Annotated in this window: 18 protein-coding genes; 8 read left to right on the plus strand and 10 right to left on the minus strand. The window is 71.9% G+C overall.

Features of this window, described 5'->3' with window-relative positions:
- Window positions 1-32 precede the first annotated feature (32 nt).
- The 6 genes from HNR19_RS17965 to HNR19_RS23630 form a co-directional block, all read right to left on the minus strand.
- The gene (locus HNR19_RS17965; RefSeq protein WP_179669184.1) at window positions 33-518 is read right to left on the minus strand and encodes a DUF4395 domain-containing protein; all 486 of its coding nucleotides are present in this window, start codon (window positions 516-518) and stop codon (window positions 33-35) included.
- Window positions 515-970 (minus strand): thioredoxin domain-containing protein, encoded by a 456-nt coding sequence (locus HNR19_RS23625; protein ID WP_179669185.1) that lies wholly within the window; start codon window positions 968-970, stop codon window positions 515-517. The genes HNR19_RS17965 and HNR19_RS23625 overlap by 4 nt, the downstream gene beginning before the upstream one ends.
- 84 nt (window positions 971-1,054) lie before the next feature.
- Window positions 1,055-1,351 carry a DUF1416 domain-containing protein gene (locus HNR19_RS17975; protein ID WP_179669186.1) on the minus strand — a complete coding sequence of 99 codons (297 nt, stop codon included), beginning with the start codon at window positions 1,349-1,351 and terminating at the stop codon, window positions 1,055-1,057.
- Window positions 1,352-1,353: 2 nt separating this feature from the next.
- A complete protein-coding gene (locus tag HNR19_RS17980; protein WP_179669187.1) occupies window positions 1,354-2,202 on the minus strand; it encodes a sulfurtransferase in 849 nt (282 codons plus the stop codon).
- Window positions 2,203-2,361: 159 nt separating this feature from the next.
- On the minus strand, window positions 2,362-2,508 hold the full coding sequence (locus tag HNR19_RS23725) for a putative leader peptide (RefSeq protein ID WP_425490687.1): 147 nt from the start codon (window positions 2,506-2,508) through the stop codon (window positions 2,362-2,364).
- Entirely contained in the window at window positions 2,509-4,329 is a 1,821-nt protein-coding gene (locus tag HNR19_RS23630; protein WP_179669188.1) for a DUF4012 domain-containing protein, read from the minus strand.
- A 135-nt stretch (window positions 4,330-4,464) separates the two neighbouring features.
- Between HNR19_RS23630 and HNR19_RS17990 the strand changes: the two genes are divergently transcribed.
- Together HNR19_RS17990 and HNR19_RS17995 are read left to right on the plus strand one after the other, a co-directional pair.
- Window positions 4,465-5,895: a polysaccharide biosynthesis tyrosine autokinase gene (locus HNR19_RS17990; protein WP_179669189.1), complete on the plus strand. Its 1,431-nt coding sequence runs from the start codon at window positions 4,465-4,467 to the stop codon at window positions 5,893-5,895.
- A gap of 54 nt (window positions 5,896-5,949) precedes the next feature.
- On the plus strand, window positions 5,950-6,933 hold the full coding sequence (locus HNR19_RS17995; protein WP_179669190.1) for an NAD-dependent epimerase/dehydratase family protein: 984 nt from the start codon (window positions 5,950-5,952) through the stop codon (window positions 6,931-6,933).
- 30 nt (window positions 6,934-6,963) lie between these two features.
- Here HNR19_RS17995 and HNR19_RS18000 read toward each other — a convergent pair whose 3' ends face one another.
- The 3 genes from HNR19_RS18000 to HNR19_RS18010 are packed head-to-tail and all read right to left on the minus strand — an operon-like array spanning window position 6,964 to window position 9,661.
- Window positions 6,964-8,175 carry a glycosyltransferase family 61 protein gene (locus HNR19_RS18000; RefSeq protein WP_179669191.1) on the minus strand — a complete coding sequence of 404 codons (1,212 nt, stop codon included), beginning with the start codon at window positions 8,173-8,175 and terminating at the stop codon, window positions 6,964-6,966.
- Window positions 8,172-8,993: an FkbM family methyltransferase gene (locus HNR19_RS18005; protein WP_179669192.1), complete on the minus strand. Its 822-nt coding sequence runs from the start codon at window positions 8,991-8,993 to the stop codon at window positions 8,172-8,174. Before HNR19_RS18005 ends, HNR19_RS18000 begins: the two co-directional genes overlap by 4 nt.
- Window positions 8,990-9,661, minus strand: coding sequence for an acyltransferase (locus HNR19_RS18010; protein ID WP_179669193.1), 672 nt, complete (start codon window positions 9,659-9,661; stop codon window positions 8,990-8,992). Before HNR19_RS18010 ends, HNR19_RS18005 begins: the two co-directional genes overlap by 4 nt.
- Window positions 9,662-9,783: 122 nt before the next feature.
- On the opposite strand from HNR19_RS18010, the gene HNR19_RS18015 reads away from it, so the two are divergent.
- Genes HNR19_RS18015 through HNR19_RS18035 form a run of 5 tightly spaced genes read left to right on the plus strand, consistent with a single transcriptional unit; the run spans window position 9,784 to window position 14,367 of the window.
- Window positions 9,784-10,638 carry an SAM-dependent methyltransferase gene (locus HNR19_RS18015; protein ID WP_179669194.1) on the plus strand — a complete coding sequence of 285 codons (855 nt, stop codon included), beginning with the start codon at window positions 9,784-9,786 and terminating at the stop codon, window positions 10,636-10,638.
- 18 nt (window positions 10,639-10,656) lie between these two features.
- On the plus strand, window positions 10,657-10,920 hold the full coding sequence (locus HNR19_RS18020; protein ID WP_179669195.1) for a phosphopantetheine-binding protein: 264 nt from the start codon (window positions 10,657-10,659) through the stop codon (window positions 10,918-10,920).
- On the plus strand, window positions 10,920-12,341 hold the full coding sequence (locus HNR19_RS18025) for a class I adenylate-forming enzyme family protein (protein WP_179669196.1): 1,422 nt from the start codon (window positions 10,920-10,922) through the stop codon (window positions 12,339-12,341). Before HNR19_RS18020 ends, HNR19_RS18025 begins: the two co-directional genes overlap by 1 nt.
- Window positions 12,342-12,385: 44 nt before the next feature.
- The gene (gene gmd, locus HNR19_RS18030) at window positions 12,386-13,384 is read left to right on the plus strand and encodes a GDP-mannose 4,6-dehydratase (RefSeq protein ID WP_179669197.1); all 999 of its coding nucleotides are present in this window, start codon (window positions 12,386-12,388) and stop codon (window positions 13,382-13,384) included.
- A complete protein-coding gene (locus tag HNR19_RS18035; protein ID WP_179669198.1) occupies window positions 13,381-14,367 on the plus strand; it encodes a GDP-mannose 4,6-dehydratase in 987 nt (328 codons plus the stop codon). The genes gmd and HNR19_RS18035 overlap by 4 nt, the downstream gene beginning before the upstream one ends.
- Here the strand turns inward: HNR19_RS18035 and HNR19_RS18040 are convergent.
- The gene (locus HNR19_RS18040) at window positions 14,356-15,423 is read right to left on the minus strand and encodes a glycosyltransferase (protein ID WP_179669199.1); all 1,068 of its coding nucleotides are present in this window, start codon (window positions 15,421-15,423) and stop codon (window positions 14,356-14,358) included. The genes HNR19_RS18035 and HNR19_RS18040 overlap by 12 nt on opposite strands.
- 91 nt (window positions 15,424-15,514) lie before the next feature.
- On the opposite strand from HNR19_RS18040, the gene HNR19_RS18045 reads away from it, so the two are divergent.
- Window positions 15,515-16,729, plus strand: coding sequence for a nucleotide sugar dehydrogenase (locus tag HNR19_RS18045; protein ID WP_179669200.1), 1,215 nt, complete (start codon window positions 15,515-15,517; stop codon window positions 16,727-16,729).
- The last annotated feature ends 4 nt before the right edge of the window (window positions 16,730-16,733 follow it).

Raw genomic sequence — 16,733 nt, forward strand, 5'->3', positions numbered from 1 at the left:
CGCAACTTCCTGCGCGCGGCCGCGGGGTGTGCTCAGGCGGCGCTGCGGGCGGCCCGCCGGCTGGCGCGGAGGCCCAGCAGGTAGAGCTCGCAGCCCAGGCAGAACCCGATGACCGCGTTGAGCAGGGCGGCGACGAGCGCCAGGCCGACGGCGACCTGGCCGAGCACGGTCGCCCCGGACAGGTAGCCGACCAGCGCCACCGCCGCGAAGAGGAGCCCGACCGCCTGGGCGAACCGTGGCGGGCGCGGGTCCTCGAGGTCCGCGGGCGGCGTGAGGCGCGGCCGCACGAACGCGCGGAAGACCAGACCCGTCGGCGTGCGCTGCACGCCGAGCGCGACGCCCGCGAGGAAGAACAGGCCCTGGACCGCGACCAGCGCGGTCGCGACCTCCTCCGGGGCGACCAGGGCGGCGGCGAGCAGCACCGCGGTGACCGCGGCGGTGAAGCGCGGGCCGCGCGGGTCGATGCCGTTCCGCAGGGCAGGAGCCGCGGTCTCGCTGGTGGTGCTGGGCGCGCTCATCGGGGTGCCTCCTCGGGCAGGGCGGAGAGGACCTGGTCGCGCCGCGGGGCGCCGCCGGCTCGCACGAGCTCCCGGCCGGAGCTGTCGAGCACCAGGGTCGTCGGAGTGCGTCGTACGTCGAGAGCGCGGACGAGGTCGAGGTGCAGCTCGGCGTCGAGCTCCACGTGGCGCACGCCGGGCTCGGTCGCCGCGACGTCGGCCAGCACCACCCGCGTCGTACGGCACGGGGCGCAGAAGGCGGAGGAGAACTGCACGAGCGTGGCGCGCTCACCGAGCGCCTCGCCGGGGAGCGCGGCGGCGATGGCAGACCAGGCGGTGGGGTCGGGGTCTCGCGACGGTCGCGGGGCGACCTCCGCGACCGTCGGGGAGAACCGCCCCTCAGTCCGCACGCGGTAGACGCCGAACCCCGCCGCGGCAAGCGCGGCGAGCCCGAGGATCACGAGACCGGTCACAGCTACTCCCAACGAGCACAGCGGCCCCCGGCATTCCGGGGGCCGCTGTCTCGTGTCACGACGATCAGAACTCGATCGGAGAGGTCAGAGGGTGACGGTGACCTCGGCGACGCTGCCGACCGCGGCCTGGACGACCCGGTCGACCGGGTCGGCCTTCGGCGCGAGCGTGCGCAGCGTCCACTCGCCGTCGCCGGCGAAGAACCGGAAGTGACCGGTCGCGGAGGTCGGGACCTCGGCGGTGAACTCACCGCTCTTGTCCAGGAGACGCACGTAGGCGTTGGGCACCGGCTCGCCGTCGCGGACGACCTGGCCCTGGATCACGGCTTCCTTCTCGACGTCCACGCCGGCGAGCGACAGACCGCCCTTGGTTGCTCCGCACATGCTCAGGCCTCCCCGGGCTCGTCGCCGAGCGCGACCGGCACGCCGACCAGCGAGCCGTACTCGGTCCAGGAGCCGTCGTAGTTCTTGACGTTCTGCTCGCCGAGCAGCTCCTTGAGCACGAACCACGTGTGCGAGGAGCGCTCGCCGATGCGGCAGTAGGCGATGGTGTCCTTGGAGAAGTCGAAGCCGGCCTCGCCGTAGATCTCGCGGAGCTCGTCGTCGGAGCGGAAGGTGCCGTCGTCGTTGGCCGCCTTGCTCCACGGGACGTTGACCGCGGTCGGGATGTGGCCCGCACGCTGGGCCTGCTCCTGCGGCAGGTGGGCGGGGGCCAGGAGGCGGCCGGCGAACTCGTCGGGCGAGCGCACGTCGACCAGGTTCTGGGAGCCGATGGCCTCGACGACCTCGTCGCGGAAGGCGCGGATCGAGCGGTCCTGCTCGGTCGCGGTGTAGCTGGTCCGCTCGCGCTGCGGCAGGTCGGCGACGAGCTCGCGGCTGTCGAGCTCCCACTTCTTGCGGCCGCCGTCGAGCAGCTTGACGTCCTGGTGGCCGTAGAGCTTGAAGTACCAGTACGCGTAGGCCGCGAACCAGTTGTTGTTGCCGCCGTAGAGGACGACGGTGTCGTCGTTCGCGACGCCCCGCTCGGACAGGAGGGCCTCGAACTGCTCCTTGTTGACGAAGTCGCGCCGGACCTGGTCCTGGAGGTCGGTGGTCCAGTCGAGCTTGATGGCGCCCTTGATGTGGCCCTTGTCGTAGGAGGTGGTGTCCTCGTCGACCTCGACGAGCACGACCTTCGGGTTGTCGAGGTTCTCCTCCACCCACTGGGCGGAGACGAGTGAGTTCTCGCGGCTCATTGCATTCCTTTTGATCGATGGTTGCTGCTGAAGATGTGCGGACGTGGCTGACCTCGGTACGACGCGGGGAGGCCGCGGGCGTGACGCGATGAGGGACCCCACCGGGCGACGCCGGGGGTCAACCAGAGGCGGACGAGCCGCCGGAGACACGGACCCCGCTCAGCGCATTCGACACAGCGCCGAGGCGACACGGCAGTTGTCCACCGCGCGGCGCTTGGTCAGGAGGGTCCTCGGCATGGGCATCACCCTAGGGCGCGCCCGGTCGCGCACCCAATCGGCGTCCCGGATGGCGAGACGCGTGTCCATTTATCGAGACGGACAGGCCGAGCGGACCGTTCCCGACTCCGAGCCGAACGCCGAGCCGGGGGTGACCTGGAGGTCGAGGTCCTCGGTCTGCCCCCGCCCGCCGCGGAGCAGGAACTCGACCGTCGTCTCCTCCTCGGGGTCCAGCGTGACGGTGACGGGAGCGATCCACCGGTCCCGGTAGGGATAGACGACGGGGAGCGTCATGTCCTGCTCGCCGATCTCGAGCTTCTCGAGCGTGCCCCCGGGCGGGCCCATCAGGTACAGCAGCACCGACTGCTGGCCGTTGACGTAGCCCGGCTGACCCACCGGCCGGAAGCCCGCGACCGACTTCGGCAGCGGTACGCCGTCCGGCGGGTCGTTGTGCAGGGTCACGACGCCGGTGACCTCCTGCACGCTGCCGGCGCACGACCGGGCGACCACGTCGACGGTGTAGCGGAGGTAGTAGGACATCTTCGACTCGGTCTTGTCGCTCAGGTAGACGCCGAGCGCGGGCTCCTCCCCCGCGACCTGGCCCGCGATCGCCGTACCTTCGACCGCGTCCTGCACCGGCTCCTCGAAGCTGTGCATCCGGATGCGCCCCTCGGCGACGCCCGTCACGAGGGCGCGGATCAGCTCGGCTGGATCGCCCGCACCGCCCGCGAACGCGTTGAAGACGGCCTTGGCGACGGCGTTCTGGAAGTCGTCGTGGACCCCGGCGTCGTAGGTCTGGAGGTAGATCTCGTTCTCCACCGCCGGGACGACGTTGGTCGAGGTGGCGTCCGGGTAGCCCGGCACGGGCACCGGTCCGGTCGCTGCCAGCAGGTAGGCGATCGCCACCGGGTCGACGAGGAACACGCCGTCGACCTCCTGGCCGGTCTCGCTGCGCCAGCGGGCGGCCATCAGCTCGGCGGCCCGCGGCACGTGCGGCGTCAGGTTGGCGTTGCGGAAGAACCGGCCCAGCTGGCTGCCGAAGAGCTGCTGCTCCTCCTCGTCCAGGGGGAGCACGGGCTCCTCCAGGATGCCGAGGCGCGAGGAGGCCATCTGGTCGGTGATGTCGACCCGCCCGTCCTCGGCGTGGACCAGGCTGATCGAGCCCGCCAGCCCGCCCAGCGGCCGGAGCTCGGCGTTGTTCTGCATCACGAGGAGGTAGTCCCGCGGGCCGTCGCGGCCCAGGAGCGTCGGCATCATCTCGGCCGCGCGGTAGACCGACCCGAGGGTCGAGCGCGCCTGGAGCACCAGCCGGCGCAGGTCGTCGAAGCGGCGGCCGACCGGGCCCGTGAACCCGCTGCTGTCGACGCCGGAGAGCTGGGACGCCGCGTCGGCGAAGACCGCCTCGCTCGCGGCGGCCGGCTCCTGGGTGGCGGCGATCGCCGCGAGGGGGAACCGGTGCCGGGTCGGGTTGAACGTGCGGGCGGTGACGTCGGCCGCGGCGTCGACCAGCGGGGGCAGCGCCTCGTCACCGATGTCCGACAGCACCCGCGCGGCGACGGCCACGCCCTCGGCGTCGTCACCGAGGACCGGCGCGTGCTCGGCGACCCACCAGGTGGGCCCGTCGGTCGCCGCCTCGGCATCCGCGGCGGCCTCCTGGAACGCCTCGAGGGCGCGGGCCGCGCCGTCGGCGTCGCCGTCGACCAGCTCGGCCCGGAGCAGCCGGCCCTGGCGCTCGACCTCCTGGAGCTCGTCGGCCGCCTGCCAGACGGTCCAGGCGAACCAGCCACCGACCAGCACGACCGCCGCGAGCACCCCGCCTCCGACGAGCAGCACCCGACGCTGGCGCGGGGCACGGGCGAGCCGTCGCAGCAGCGGGCGGCGGCCGCGGCGGCGGCGTACGACGGGAGACACAGGCAAAGGATGCCGGATCGCGACGCGGTATCACCGGGCAAACGCCCGGACGGGCCACGGCGCCGGGAGGCGTGTCCTAGGATCGCCGCGATCGTTCTGTCTCGGTACCTCCCCCAACACTCAAGGGCGTCACTCGTGGACTTGAAGCAGTTCCTCCAGGTGATGCGTCGTCGCTGGCGCAGCGTCGTCGCCATCCTGGCCCTGTGCCTGGCCGCCGCCGGCACGCTCATCTACATCCAGACGCCGATGTACGAGTCCAAGGCCGTGGTCTTCCTCAGCGCCGACGTGCGCCAGGCGCAGGACGCGTATGTCGCCCAGCTGTGGGTGTCCGGGCGGGCCGAGACCTACGCCGACCTCGCGCAGAGCTCCGAGCTCGCCGACCGCGTGATCGACACCCTCGACCTCGACGAGACGCCCGAGCAGCTCGCCGGCCGGATCTCCGCGGAGGTGCTCGAGGGCACCGTGCAGATCGAGCTGGCCGTGCAGGACGAGGAGGCGCGCCGCGCCCAGACCATCGCCGACGTGGTGGTCGACCAGTTCATCGAGTTCATCGCCGAGCTCGAGACGCCCGAGGACAGCGCGACCACCCCGCTGATCACGGCGCGGGTCACCAACGAGGCGTCCTACAACCCCGACAAGGTGGCCCCGCAGACGGTGCTCTACCTGGTCGCGGCCGGCGTCATCGGGCTGCTGCTCGGCATCGCGACCGCCGTGGCGCGCCAGCTGCTCGACCGCACGATCCACACGGTCGAGGACGTCGCGAAGGTCACCGACGCGCCGGTGCTGGCGAGCATCGGCTTCGACCCCGACATGCGCAAGGCGCCGCTCATCACCGACCTGGGCGGCTTCGCCGCCCGCACCGAGGCGTTCCGGGTGCTGCGCACCAGCCTCCAGTTCATCGACCTCGACCACCAGCCGAAGGTGCTCGCGATCACCAGCGCCACGCCGGCCGAGGGCAAGACGATGACCGCGACCAACCTGGCGATCGCGCTCGCACAGACCGGCCGCAAGACGCTGATCGTCGACGCCGACCTGCGGCGCCCGCGCGTCGCCAGCACCCTGGGCCTCGACCCGGCGGTCGGCTTCACGACGGCGCTGGTGGGCAAGGCGCAGATCCAGGACGTCATCCAGGTCCACGAGAAGAGCGGCCTGCACGTGCTGGCGAGCGGCCCGAAGCCGCCCAACCCGACCGAGATCCTCCAGTCGCGGGTCACCGCCGACCTGATCCGGCGGCTGCGCGGCAGCTACGACATGATCGTGATCGACGCGCCGCCGCTGCTCCCGGTCGCCGACGCGTCGGTGGTCTCGTCGATCGCCGACGGTGCGCTGATCGTCGTGCGCCACGACCGCACGACCACCGACCAGGCCGCCGACGCGATCGCCCGCCTCCAGCAGGTCGGCAGCAAGGTGCTCGGCGTGGTGGTCAACATGGTCTCCAAGCGCGCCGTGGGCAGCTATTACTACTACTACTACGAGGAGACCGACCCGATGGGCCGTGCTCCCAAGGCCGGCTCGGGCAACGGCAAGCGCAAGTCGGAGAAGACGCCCGCCGGGCGTGACGCCTGAGACTAGAGTTCGTTGTCGGGTTGCTGGGGGGCAACCGAACGGGAAGGGAACCCCATGAGTGCAGGTCCTGTCGACGTCCTCGTCGCAGGCGGCGGCGGTTTCATCGGGGGCCATCTGGTCGCCGATCTGCTGGCGCAGGGCAAGACTGTCCGCTCGGTCGACGTGAAGCCGCTCGAGGAGTGGTACCAGGTCCACCCGGACGCCCAGAACGTGCAGGCCGACGTCTCGCTGCTGGAGAACGCGATGGCGGCGACCGAGGGCGCCGGTGAGGTCTTCATGCTCGCCGCCGACATGGGCGGCATGGGGTTCATCGAGAACAACAAGGCGCTGTGCATGCTGTCGGTGCTGACCAGCACCCACATGCTCCAGGCGGCCAAGGCCCACGACGTGGAGCGCTACTTCTACTCCTCGTCGGCGTGCGTCTACGCCGCCGACAAGCAGACCGACACCGCGGTGACGGCGCTGCGCGAGGCCGACGCCTACCCCGCGATGCCGGAGGACGGCTACGGCTGGGAGAAGCTCTTCAGCGAGCGGATGTGCCGCCACTTCAGCGAGGACTACGGGATGACGACCCGGGTCGCCCGCTACCACAACGTCTACGGGCCCGAGGGCACGTGGACGGGCGGCCGCGAGAAGGCGCCCGCCGCGGTGTGCCGCAAGATCGCCGAGGCCGTGATCACCGGCCGCCACGAGCTCGACATCTGGGGCGACGGCGAGCAGACCCGCAGCTTCATGTACATCGACGACTGCGTGCAGGGATCGCAGATGATACTGGCCGGCGACTTCGCCGAGCCGATCAACCTCGGCTCCTCCGAGCTGGTGTCGATCAACCAGCTCTACACGATCGTCGAGGAGATCGCCGGCATCCGCTGCAAGCGCAACTACCAGCTCGACGCCCCGCAGGGCGTGCGCGGCCGCAACTCCGACAACACGCTGATCCAGGAGGTCTACGGCTGGGAGCCGTCGATCACGCTCGCCGACGGCATGGCGCGCACCTACGCCTGGGTCTACGACCAGGTGAAGCGCTCGATGGCCTGAGCTGGCACGGTCCTTGCTGGCCGGGCTCGGCTACTGCTCCAGCAGTACGTCGAGCTCGGCCAGCACCTTCTCCGGGGCCAGGTCGATGTCGTCCTGGACCCCGGTGAGCTCGGTGCCCGGCGGCGGCGTACGACCCTCGCCGAGGACGTAGCGGTAGCGCGCGTCCGGGATCGCGTCGAGTATCGCGTAGAAGCAGTGCTTCACGTACGTCGGCGCCATCAGGTGCAGCACCCGGACGCCCGGGCGGCAGAACAGCAGGTTGGTGAGGGCAGCGCCGTGCACGCCGACGACGACCTCGGCCGCGGCGAAGGTGTCGACCTGGTCGCGCACCGACATCGAGCCCGGGTCGACGCGGGCGAAGCCGCGCGCCTCCAGCAGCGGCCAGAGCTCGGCTTCCGACTCCATCCGGCGGGTGTGGCGACGATCGCCGCGGGTGACGTAGAGCCGGGTCGGCTTGTCCGCGGTGTCCGCGGGCGGCAGCAGCGAGCGCACGTGGTCGACGATCCACGGCGGCGTGTGCTCGCCGACGTTGGGGATGCTCGGCACCAAGAGCCGGTCCGCTCGTACGGCGCGCTCGCGGCCGACGTCGAGGCGAGGAAGCCCGTCGAGCCCGGCAAGAGCGAGGATCTCGCGGTGGTAGCGGGTCGAGCGCTCGAGGTAGTAGTGATCGACGGCGACGTCCGGGACCGTGCGCCGCAGCACCTCGAGCCGGGGCAGCACGTCGAGGAGGTAGTGGTAGTAGCTGGCGTTGCCGCCGCGGGTCGCGAGCACGGCGACGGTGCCGCTGACGTGCTCGACCGCGGGCAGCCGGGGCCGGAGGAACAGCGGGTGCTCCTGCCAGCCGGCGATGCCCCAGTAGTCGCTGGTCTCGAAGTCGAGCACGCGCCCGGGCGTGATCACGGCGGCGAAGTCCCCGACGACGGTGCCGTCGCGGACGTCGAGGGTCTGCACCGGCGGGACGTCCGGCCGGGTCGTCGTGGTGAACGCCCAGTGCCGCGGCGGCATCCCGGGCGGGACGGCGCGCTCGACGGGCGGCGACGGCGCCGGCCCGTGCAGGGTCACCGCGTCGGGCTCCGCGGCCGCGGTGGCCGCGGACGTCGTACTGCCCGAGCGCGGGAGACCGCGCTCGCCGAGCAGCGGCGCCAGCCGCCGCCCGAGGACGCCCAGCACCAACGACAGCGCCCGGTGGACGCGCTTGGCCAGCGGCCACAGCGGTTGCAGCCGGGCCGGGAGCTTGCTCATGCGGCGCGGCGGGACAGCCACATCACGCCGAGGCCCGGCAGCGTGCCGGGCTCCATGCGCGACGGGGTGAGGCCCACGGCGGCGAAGAACTCGAGGAGGTCGTCGAGGTGGCGGCCCGGCACCGGGTGATACTCCATGACCACCGAGCGCACCTCGCGCCACGACTCGGGCGAGGAGCGCAGCACGATGTCGTACTCGGCACCCTCGACGTCCATCTTCACCAGCTGCACGGCGCTGCCGTCGGCGGCGACCAGCGCGGCCGCCTCGTCGAACGTCACCGCCGGCACCGTCACCTCGGTGCCCGCCGCGTCGGGGGCGGTGAGGCCGTTGTGCCCGCTCGCCGTGCCGCTGTCGACGAACGTGAAGTCGCCCGCCTCCCCCGCCATCGCGGCACCGTGGACGGTGACCCGGCCGTCGAGGTCGTTGCCCTCGACGTTGCGGCGGATGTAGGACGCGCTGGTCGGCGAGGCCTCGTAGACGTGGACCCGCGCCTTGGGCAGCTCGGCGGCGACGGCGAGCGAGAAGCTGCCGATCTGGCCGCCGACGTCGAGCACCCCGGCGTCGTCGTCGACGCCGTCGAGGAGCTCGGCCATCCGGTAGGCGTCGTCACCGAAGATCTCGTAGAGCGGGAAGCGGGCGCCCGGCACGTTGGGGCACTGCACGACGTAGCCGTTGCGCAGCCGGAACGTCAGCTCCGGCTTGCTCCACGGGGTCGCCTGGGCGCCGAGGTCGAGGAACACCGACCCGAAGTTCGTGAAGAGGGCGGGCGTCTGCCGCACCCTGCGTAGGAGGTACGACGCACTCCTCAGCCGACTCATTGCTCGGATGCTACTTCCACGAGGCCGCGCCGGAAGTACTTCAGCCGTTCCGGCAGCGCGCGCACCGGCTCGGCGGGGTTGCCGCGGTAGAAGGTCAGCTCGGTCGTCAGCTTCGTCGTGACCACCGAGCCCGCGGACACGATGGCGCGGCTGGGCACCGACGTGCCGTTGAGCAGCGTGCAGCCGCTCATCACCGCGCTGCGGTCGCCGATGACCACCGGCTGGGCCACGAAGCGGTCGCGCGCGAGGTCGAGGCTGTGGGTGAGGATCGCGCAGCGGTAGCCGGCGATCGCGGAGTACTCCCCCAGCTCGACCCGGTCGGCGCAGTCGATGGTGTGGCCGATGGTGACCATCGAGTGGCGACGGAGCACCAGCACCGAGCGGCGGTTGGGACTCACGGCGAAGTAGTCCGAGCCCGGCGGGAAGCCGGTGATCAGGTTGCGGGTCGCGATGCTCGCGCCCTCCTCGAGGACCACCTCCTCCAGACCACGGATCGTGTTGAACGAGCCGATCGTGCTGTGCGGGCCCATGACCAGCTTGCCGACCATGATCATGCTGCGGCCGATGTGCGCGGTGGGGTGCACGTCCCACCCGAAGAACCAGTTGCCCACGCGCCGCTTCAGCGGCATGGGGAGCACGAGCTGGAGAACTGCCCACAGCAGCCGCATCACACCCACCGTTCGTATCGATTGGCCCCCGAGCACCAGTAACGTACGCGAGGCCCTGGGGTTATACGCGAGGCCCTGGATGACCGGGCACGATCCGACAGGCGGAGCAGATCGGCAGGCAGATGACCAGCAACGACGTGAGCCACCAGCCCGCGGCCCACTACGACCGCGTCCACGAGGCGTGGCGCCTGATCATGGGGAGCGAGTTCCACTACGGCGTGTTCGCGACGCCGGAGACGCCGCTCGGCGAGGCCACGGCGGCGCTCACGGCGCTGATGGTCGACGGCGCGCAGCCGCGCGCGGGCGACCGGCTGCTCGACGTCGGCTGCGGCACCGGGCACCAGTCCTGCGCGCTCGTCGACGAGTACGGCGTCCGCGCCCTCGGCATCACCACGAGCGAGGAGGGGGTCGCCGCCGCCACCGCGCTCGCGGCCGAGCGCGGCCTGGCCGACGCGCGGTTCGAGGTCCGCGACGGCACCGCCAACGGCCTGCCGGACGCCTCGTTCGACGTGGTGTGGGTGCTCGAGTCGTCGCACCTGATGCGCGACCGGGCCGCGCTGCTGTCCGAGTGCGCGCGGGTCCTGGCGCCCGGCGGGCGGATGGTCCTGTGCGACATCATCCGCAAGCGGGAGATCCCGTTCCGCGAGGTGCGCGACCGCAAGGTGGAGCTCGCCACGCTGCGCCGCGCGTTCGGCGACGCCCACATGCAGCCGCTGGCGTCGTACACCGCAGCGCTGGAGGAACTCGGTCTCACCGTGACCGGGTCCCGCGACATCACCGAGCCGACGCTGCCGACGTTCGCTGCGTGGCGGGCCAACTGCGCCGCCCACCGGGCCGAGCTCGTCGAGCTGATCGGCGCCGAGGCGGTCGACGACTACGTCCGCGCCTGCGACATTCTTGAAGGGTTCTGGCGTGATGGCACCCTGGGCTATGGAATGCTGTCGGCGGCCAAGGCATCGGCACCAACGCCGACCTGAGCCGTGAAGGAGAACCCAGTGCCGAACCGCTCGCGCGCCCAGGAGATCGTCGCGCAGTTCCTCGACCGGATCGACAAGGACGTCGACCCCACGACCGTGACCGACGAGACCAGCCTCTGGGGTGAGGGTCTCGGCCTCGACTCGCTCGAGGCGGCCGAGCTCTCCACGATGCTGGAGGACGAGCTGGGGTCCGACCCGTTCTCGACCTCCGACGTCCTGCCGGAGACCATCGGCGACGTGCTCGCCTACTACGGCCCCGCTGACGAGGCCGCTTCCGTCTGATGATCCGGCTGCTGGAACGGGCGGCCCAGGCTCGCCCGGGCCAGCTGGCGCTGCTCCCGCACCGCTTGACGTACGGCGACCTGCTCGCCGACGCCCAGCGGGTCGCGGCGGCGTTCGACGCCCGTAGCATCACCCGGGTCGCGATCGTCGAGGCCGACGCCGCCTGGGTCTTCAGGCTGCTCGCCGGTGCCGCACTGGCGGGCGTCGAGTCGTGCCAGTACCAGCCCGACACCCCGGTGCCGAAGCTGGCGACCTATCTCGACGCGCTCGAGCACGACGTCGTCGTGACCTCGCGACCGGACCTGGTCCCGGGGCTGTCCGGCTTCCTCGGCGGCGGCACCGACCGGCTGCCGGGCGTGACGGTCGTGCGACCACAGGCACTGCTGTCGAGCGCGCCGAAGCCGCGCGCGGAGGACGACGACGAAGCGCTTCGCCCCCAGCCGCTGCTGATCCGCACCACCGGCACCACCGGCGCCCCGAAGGCGGCCCGCCACGACTGGGAGGTGCTAGCCCGCGCCGTCGCACAGGTCGAGCCGCGCCCCGAGCAGCGGTGGCTCCTCGCCTACGGCGCCCACCAGTTCGCCGGCATCCAGGTGCTGCTGCACACCCTGGCCGCGCAGGCCACGCTGGTGGCGCCGTTCCCGCGCCAGCCCCGCGACGGCCTCCAGGCCATCACCGAGCACGGCGTGACCTGCGTCAGCGCGACGCCGACCTACTGGCGGTTCCTGCTGGCCGAGGCGCGCGCGGGCGACGTGGAGCTGCCCGCCCTCGAGCAGATCACCCTCGGCGGCGAGGCGAGCCCGCCCGACCTGCTGGCCGAGCTGCGCGAGAGGTTCCCCGACGCCCGGATCTCGCAGGTCTACGCCTCGACCGAGCTGGGGTCGATCACGTCGGTGCGCGACGACCGGCCCGGCCTCGACGCCGCGTCGCTCTTCGGCCCCGACAACCCCGACGCCAACCTGCGGGTCATCGACGGGGAGCTCTGGGTGCGCCCGGCCACCGAGATGCAGGGGTACGCCGGAGCGGACGAGGCCGAGTCGCGCACCTGGGCCGGAGAGTGGCGGCCGACCGGCGACCTGGTCGAGGTCGACGGTGATCGCGTGCTGTTCCGCGGGCGCACGTCCGAGGTCATCAACGTCGGCGGCGTGAAGGTCCACCCGCTCCCGGTCGAGCAGCGGGTGCTCGCGCTCGACGGCGTGGCCGCCGCACGGGTCTTCGGCCGCGCCAACCGGCTCACCGGCTCGATCGTCGCGGTCGAGGTGGTGCCGGCCGACGGCGCGACCCTCGACGAGGAGACGCTGCGCCGTACGGTCAAGGACGCGGTGAGCGACCTGCCCCGCGCCTGGCACCCCCGGAGCATCGCGATCGTCGACGAGCTGGCCACCCAGGGCGGCAAGACCGTCCGACGCCACGACGGCTAGCTCACCCCCGAGGCTCCCCGCCCCTACCCACCAACGGAGTTCATGTGAAGCGCGCGTTCATCACCGGCATCACCGGCCAGGACGGCTCCTACCTCGCCGAGCTGCTGCTGTCGAAGGGCTACCAGGTCCACGGCCTGGTGCGGCGGGCGTCGACCCTGAACCGCAGCCGGATCGACCACCTGCACCAGAACCCCGACCTGCACCTCCACTACGGCGACCTCACCGACGGCGTCAGCCTGGTGAACCTGATCCACGCGATCGAGCCGCACGAGGTCTACAACCTCGGCGCGCAGAGCCACGTCAAGGTGTCGTTCGAGATGCCGGAGTACACCGCGTCCACCGACGCCGTGGGCACGCTGCGGCTGCTGGAGGCGATCCGCGCGTCCGGCCTCGACTGCCGCTTCTACCAGGCGTCCACCTCGGAGATGTTCGGCGCGACGCCGCCTCCGCAGGCCGAGGACACGGCGTTCTACCCGCGCTCGCCGTACGGCGCCGCGAAGCTCTACTCGCACTGGGTCACCGTCAACTACCGCGAGGCCTACGACCTGTTCGCGGTCTCGGGGATCCTTTTCAACCACGAGTCGCCGCGGCGCGGCGAGAGCTTCGTGACCCGCAAGATCACCCTCGGGGTCGCGTCGATCAAGCTCGGCATCACCGACACGCTGACGCTGGGCAACCTCGACGCGGTGCGCGACTGGGGCTACGCGCCGGAGTACGTCGAGGGCATGTGGCGGATGCTGCAGCACGACGAGCCCGGCGACTACGTGCTCGCGACGGGCATCGGCACGACCGTGCGCGAGTTCTGCGAGGCCGCGTTCGCCCACGCCGGCCTCGACTGGCAGGACCACGTCCGGCTCGACGCGAAGTACGAGCGGCCCACCGAGGTCGACGCCCTCATCGGCGACGCCACCAAGGCCCGCGAGGTCATCGGCTGGGAGGCCACGACCGACGCCAAGGGACTCGCCCAGATCATGGTCGACGCCGACCTCGAGCAGCTCGGCCGCCTCGTCGAGAACAAGCGCGGGGAACGCCAGATCCCATGACGGGTCCCGGCACGGCGCTGGTCACGGGCATCGCCGGCCAGGACGGCATCTACCTCGCCCGCCTACTGATGGCCGCGGGCCACCGGGTGGTCGGCACGGTGCGTCCCGGCGGCGACGGCGCGCAGCGGGTCGCGGCCTACCTCCCCGGGGTCGAGGTCGTCAGCCAGGACCTGAGGGACGCGGCGGGCATGAGCGACGTCGTCCGCCGGTGGGAGCCCGACGAGGTCTACAACCTCGCCGCGTTCAGCTCCGTCGGACGCAGCTGGGCCGAGCCCGACGTCGCGCGTCAGACCAACTGCGACGCCGTTGGCGCGCTCGTCGACGCGGCGCTCGCGACGCAGGCGGCCACCGGCCGGGAGATCCGTTTCTTCCAGGCGTCCTCGGCCGAGGTCCGCGGCGCCGCCGCCGACAGCCCCTACGCCCGCGCCAAGGCGGAGGCCGAGGCGATCGTGCGGGACGCGCGCGACCACCGCGGCCTGCACGCCAGCATCGGCATCCTGCACAACCACGAGAGCCCGCTGCGCGGGACGGCGTTCGTCACCCGCAAGATCACGCTCGGCGCCGCCGAGATCGCGCTCGGGCGGCGCGACCACCTCGCGCTCGGCAACCTCGACGTCAGCCGCGACTGGGGCTTCGCCGGCGACTACGTGACGGCGATCCACGCGATGGTCCGCTACGACGCTCCGACGGAGCTCACGATCGGCACCGGCACCCCGCACACGCTCGAGCAGCTGCTCGTGACCGCGTTCGCCGCCGCCGGCATTGCGGACCCGGCGCCGTACGTCCGCCAGGACCCGGAGCTGATGCGGCCCGTCGACGCCGCGTTCCTCGTGGCCGACCCCGAGCCGGCCGCCGCCGCGCTGGGCTGGCGGGCGACGACGTCGTTCGAGGACCTGGTCGCCCACATGGTGCGGGTCGACCTCCGCCGGCTCCGCACGGGCGTCGTCGACGACCCGGGCTACCTGGACCCGTCAGCGCGCTGACAGGAGCCCGTCGCGCACGGCCTGGGCCGTGCCGCGCCACTGGAATCCGTCGGTGTGCCGGCGCCCGGCCTCGAGGTGCTCGGGCGAGAACTCCATCGCCTCCCGCATCGCGGCGGCGAGATCGGCTGCGCCCACCGAGCGGGCGGTCGCGGCGTGGCCGCCGGTGACCTCCGCGAGCGCCTCGTCACCCGAGACCACAAGCGGGATCCGCAGTCGCAGCGCCTCGATCGCGGGCAGGCCGAAGCCCTCGAAGTCGGAGGGGAAGACCACCAGGCTGGCGCCGGCGAAGCAGGCCTTGAACTCGTCGTCGTCGAGCCACGGCATCAGCTGGACGCGCTCGGCGATGCCGAGCTCGCTCACCCGCGCGGTGGCGCTCTCGCGGTCGGCCCGGCCCATGCCCACCAGGCGCAGCACCATCTTGTCGTCGGTCTCGCAGAACTGCCGCCAGCCCTCGAGCACCGCGGGGACGTTCTTGTTGGAGAAGTGGCCGAACGCGAGGGCGTACGGCGGCTCGCCCTTCGGCACCTGCGGCCAGCTGTCGACGTGATCGGCGCCGTAGCGGGCGACCACGCCCTTGCGCGCGGCCCGGGCGTGCGACCGCTCGAGGTCGCTCAGCGTCCGGCGCGAGATGCAGTAGATGCCGTCGGTCTGGCGCATGTTCCAGCCCCACGACACCCGGCGCGCGATCCGGCGGGACAGCGGGAACTGGTGCGGGCGCAGCTCGTGGCGCAGGTCGTAGAGGATGATGCCGTGCGGCGTCGGCGCTCCGAGCAGCCCGCTGGCCGGCACCGCGGAGAGCACCGCGTCGGCACCCAGCTCGCGGGCGGCGCGCCGTACGCCCAGCGTCCTTGCCCAGATCCGGCCGGCCGCGCCGCCCACCGGCGGCGTCATCACGATGCTCTCCATCCCCTCGGGGAGGACGAGCTTCTTGTCCTCTGCGGCGACGACCGTCACTCGGTCGTCGGTGCCCAGCTGGGACCAGCCGAGGAGGAGGTTCTCGACCGTGATCGCGGCACTTCCGGGCTGGACTGCGAACGCATCGACGAGCAGGTGCAAGAGAAAGATCCGATCAATGGTCGTGGGGGCCGACGCCCGAGGCGGAGCAATTGGGGCGAGACTACCGAGGGTCTTCGTCGTTAGGACGAACATGCTCAACTCCAGCGACACCCCCGATTTCCAGCTGGACGTCGTGATCATCGGAGGCTGCGGCCGCGTCGGTCTTCCCCTGGCCATCGCGTTCGCCAAGCAGGGCCTCCGTGTGTGCTCCTACGACGTCGACGAGGCGCGCGTGAAGCTCGTCAACGACGGCAACCTGCCGTTCGACGAGCCCGGCGCGGCCGAGCCGATGCTGGCCGCGGTCGACGAGGGCCGCCTCTCCGCCACCACCGACGCCTCCGTCGTCGGCATGGCCGAGAACGTGGTCGTCGTCATCGGAACGCCCGTCGACGAGCACCTCAACCCGGACCCGAACATGCTCGCGAAGGCGCTGCAGCCGTGCGACGCCTACTTCCGCGACGGCCAGCTCGTCGTCCTGCGCAGCACGCTCTTCCCCGGCGTCACCGACCGGCTGATCGACGCGTCGATCCTGGACGGGCGCGAGATCGACGTCGCGTTCTGCCCGGAGCGCATCCTCGAGGGCCACGCCATGGAGGAGCTCTACTCGCTCCCGCAGATCATCGGGGCCCGCAACGACCGCGCCCGGCACCGGGCCGCCGAGCTGTTCGGCGTGCTGACCGACCGGCTGATCTACACGGGCACCCAGGAGGCGGAGCTGGCCAAGCTCTTCGCCAACGTCTACCGCTACATCAAGTTCGCGACGGTCAACCAGTTCTACATGATCGCCAACGAGCGCGGCCTCGACTTCGAGGAGATCCGCCGCGTCGTGACCCAGGACTACCCGCGAGCGGCCGACATGCCGCGCGCCGGCTTCGCCGCCGGGCCGTGCCTGTTCAAGGACACGATGCAGCTGGCGGCGTTCAACGACAACAACTTCGCCCTCGGGCACGCGGCGATGCTGGTCAACGAGGGCCTGCCGCTGCACGTGGTCAGCCGGCTCGAGCAGCAGCACGACCTGTCGAAGATGACGGTCGGGGTGCTCGGCATGGCGTTCAAGGGCGGGTCCGACGACACCCGCGAGAGCCTGTCCTACAAGCTCAAGCGGATCCTGCGGTTCAAGGCGGCGAAGGTCCTGACGACGGACCCGTACGTCACTGACGACCCCGACGTCCTGCCCCTCGAGGAGGTCCTCGACCGGTCGGACCTGCTGATCATCGCCACCCCGCACCCCGACTACCGCGAGCTGCGGCCCCACCAGCCTGTCGCCGACATCTGGGGGATGCTCGGCGCCGGCGTCCGCGTCTGACCCC

The sequence above is a fragment of the Nocardioides thalensis genome (genome assembly GCF_013410655.1).
In the GTDB taxonomy this organism is placed as follows: domain Bacteria; phylum Actinomycetota; class Actinomycetes; order Propionibacteriales; family Nocardioidaceae; genus Nocardioides; species Nocardioides thalensis.

Bases quoted from the DNA above. Each gene is read 5' to 3' on its own strand.
- HNR19_RS17965 (WP_179669184.1), bottom strand. From the start codon at position 518: ATGAGCGCGCCCAGCACCACCAGCGAGACCGCGGCTCCTGCCCTGCGG.
- HNR19_RS17975 (WP_179669186.1), bottom strand. From the start codon at position 1,351: ATGTGCGGAGCAACCAAGGGCGGTCTGTCGCTCGCCGGCGTGGACGTC.
- HNR19_RS17980 (WP_179669187.1), bottom strand. From the start codon at position 2,202: ATGAGCCGCGAGAACTCACTCGTCTCCGCCCAGTGGGTGGAGGAGAAC.
- HNR19_RS23725 (WP_425490687.1), bottom strand. From the start codon at position 2,508: ATGGACACGCGTCTCGCCATCCGGGACGCCGATTGGGTGCGCGACCGG.
- HNR19_RS17995 (WP_179669190.1), top strand. From the start codon at position 5,950: ATGAGTGCAGGTCCTGTCGACGTCCTCGTCGCAGGCGGCGGCGGTTTC.
- HNR19_RS18000 (WP_179669191.1), bottom strand. From the start codon at position 8,175: ATGAGCAAGCTCCCGGCCCGGCTGCAACCGCTGTGGCCGCTGGCCAAG.
- HNR19_RS18005 (WP_179669192.1), bottom strand. From the start codon at position 8,993: ATGAGTCGGCTGAGGAGTGCGTCGTACCTCCTACGCAGGGTGCGGCAG.
- HNR19_RS18010 (WP_179669193.1), bottom strand. From the start codon at position 9,661: ATGCGGCTGCTGTGGGCAGTTCTCCAGCTCGTGCTCCCCATGCCGCTG.
- HNR19_RS18015 (WP_179669194.1), top strand. From the start codon at position 9,784: ATGACCAGCAACGACGTGAGCCACCAGCCCGCGGCCCACTACGACCGC.
- HNR19_RS18025 (WP_179669196.1), top strand. From the start codon at position 10,920: ATGATCCGGCTGCTGGAACGGGCGGCCCAGGCTCGCCCGGGCCAGCTG.
- HNR19_RS18035 (WP_179669198.1), top strand. From the start codon at position 13,381: ATGACGGGTCCCGGCACGGCGCTGGTCACGGGCATCGCCGGCCAGGAC.
- HNR19_RS18045 (WP_179669200.1), top strand. From the start codon at position 15,515: ATGCTCAACTCCAGCGACACCCCCGATTTCCAGCTGGACGTCGTGATC.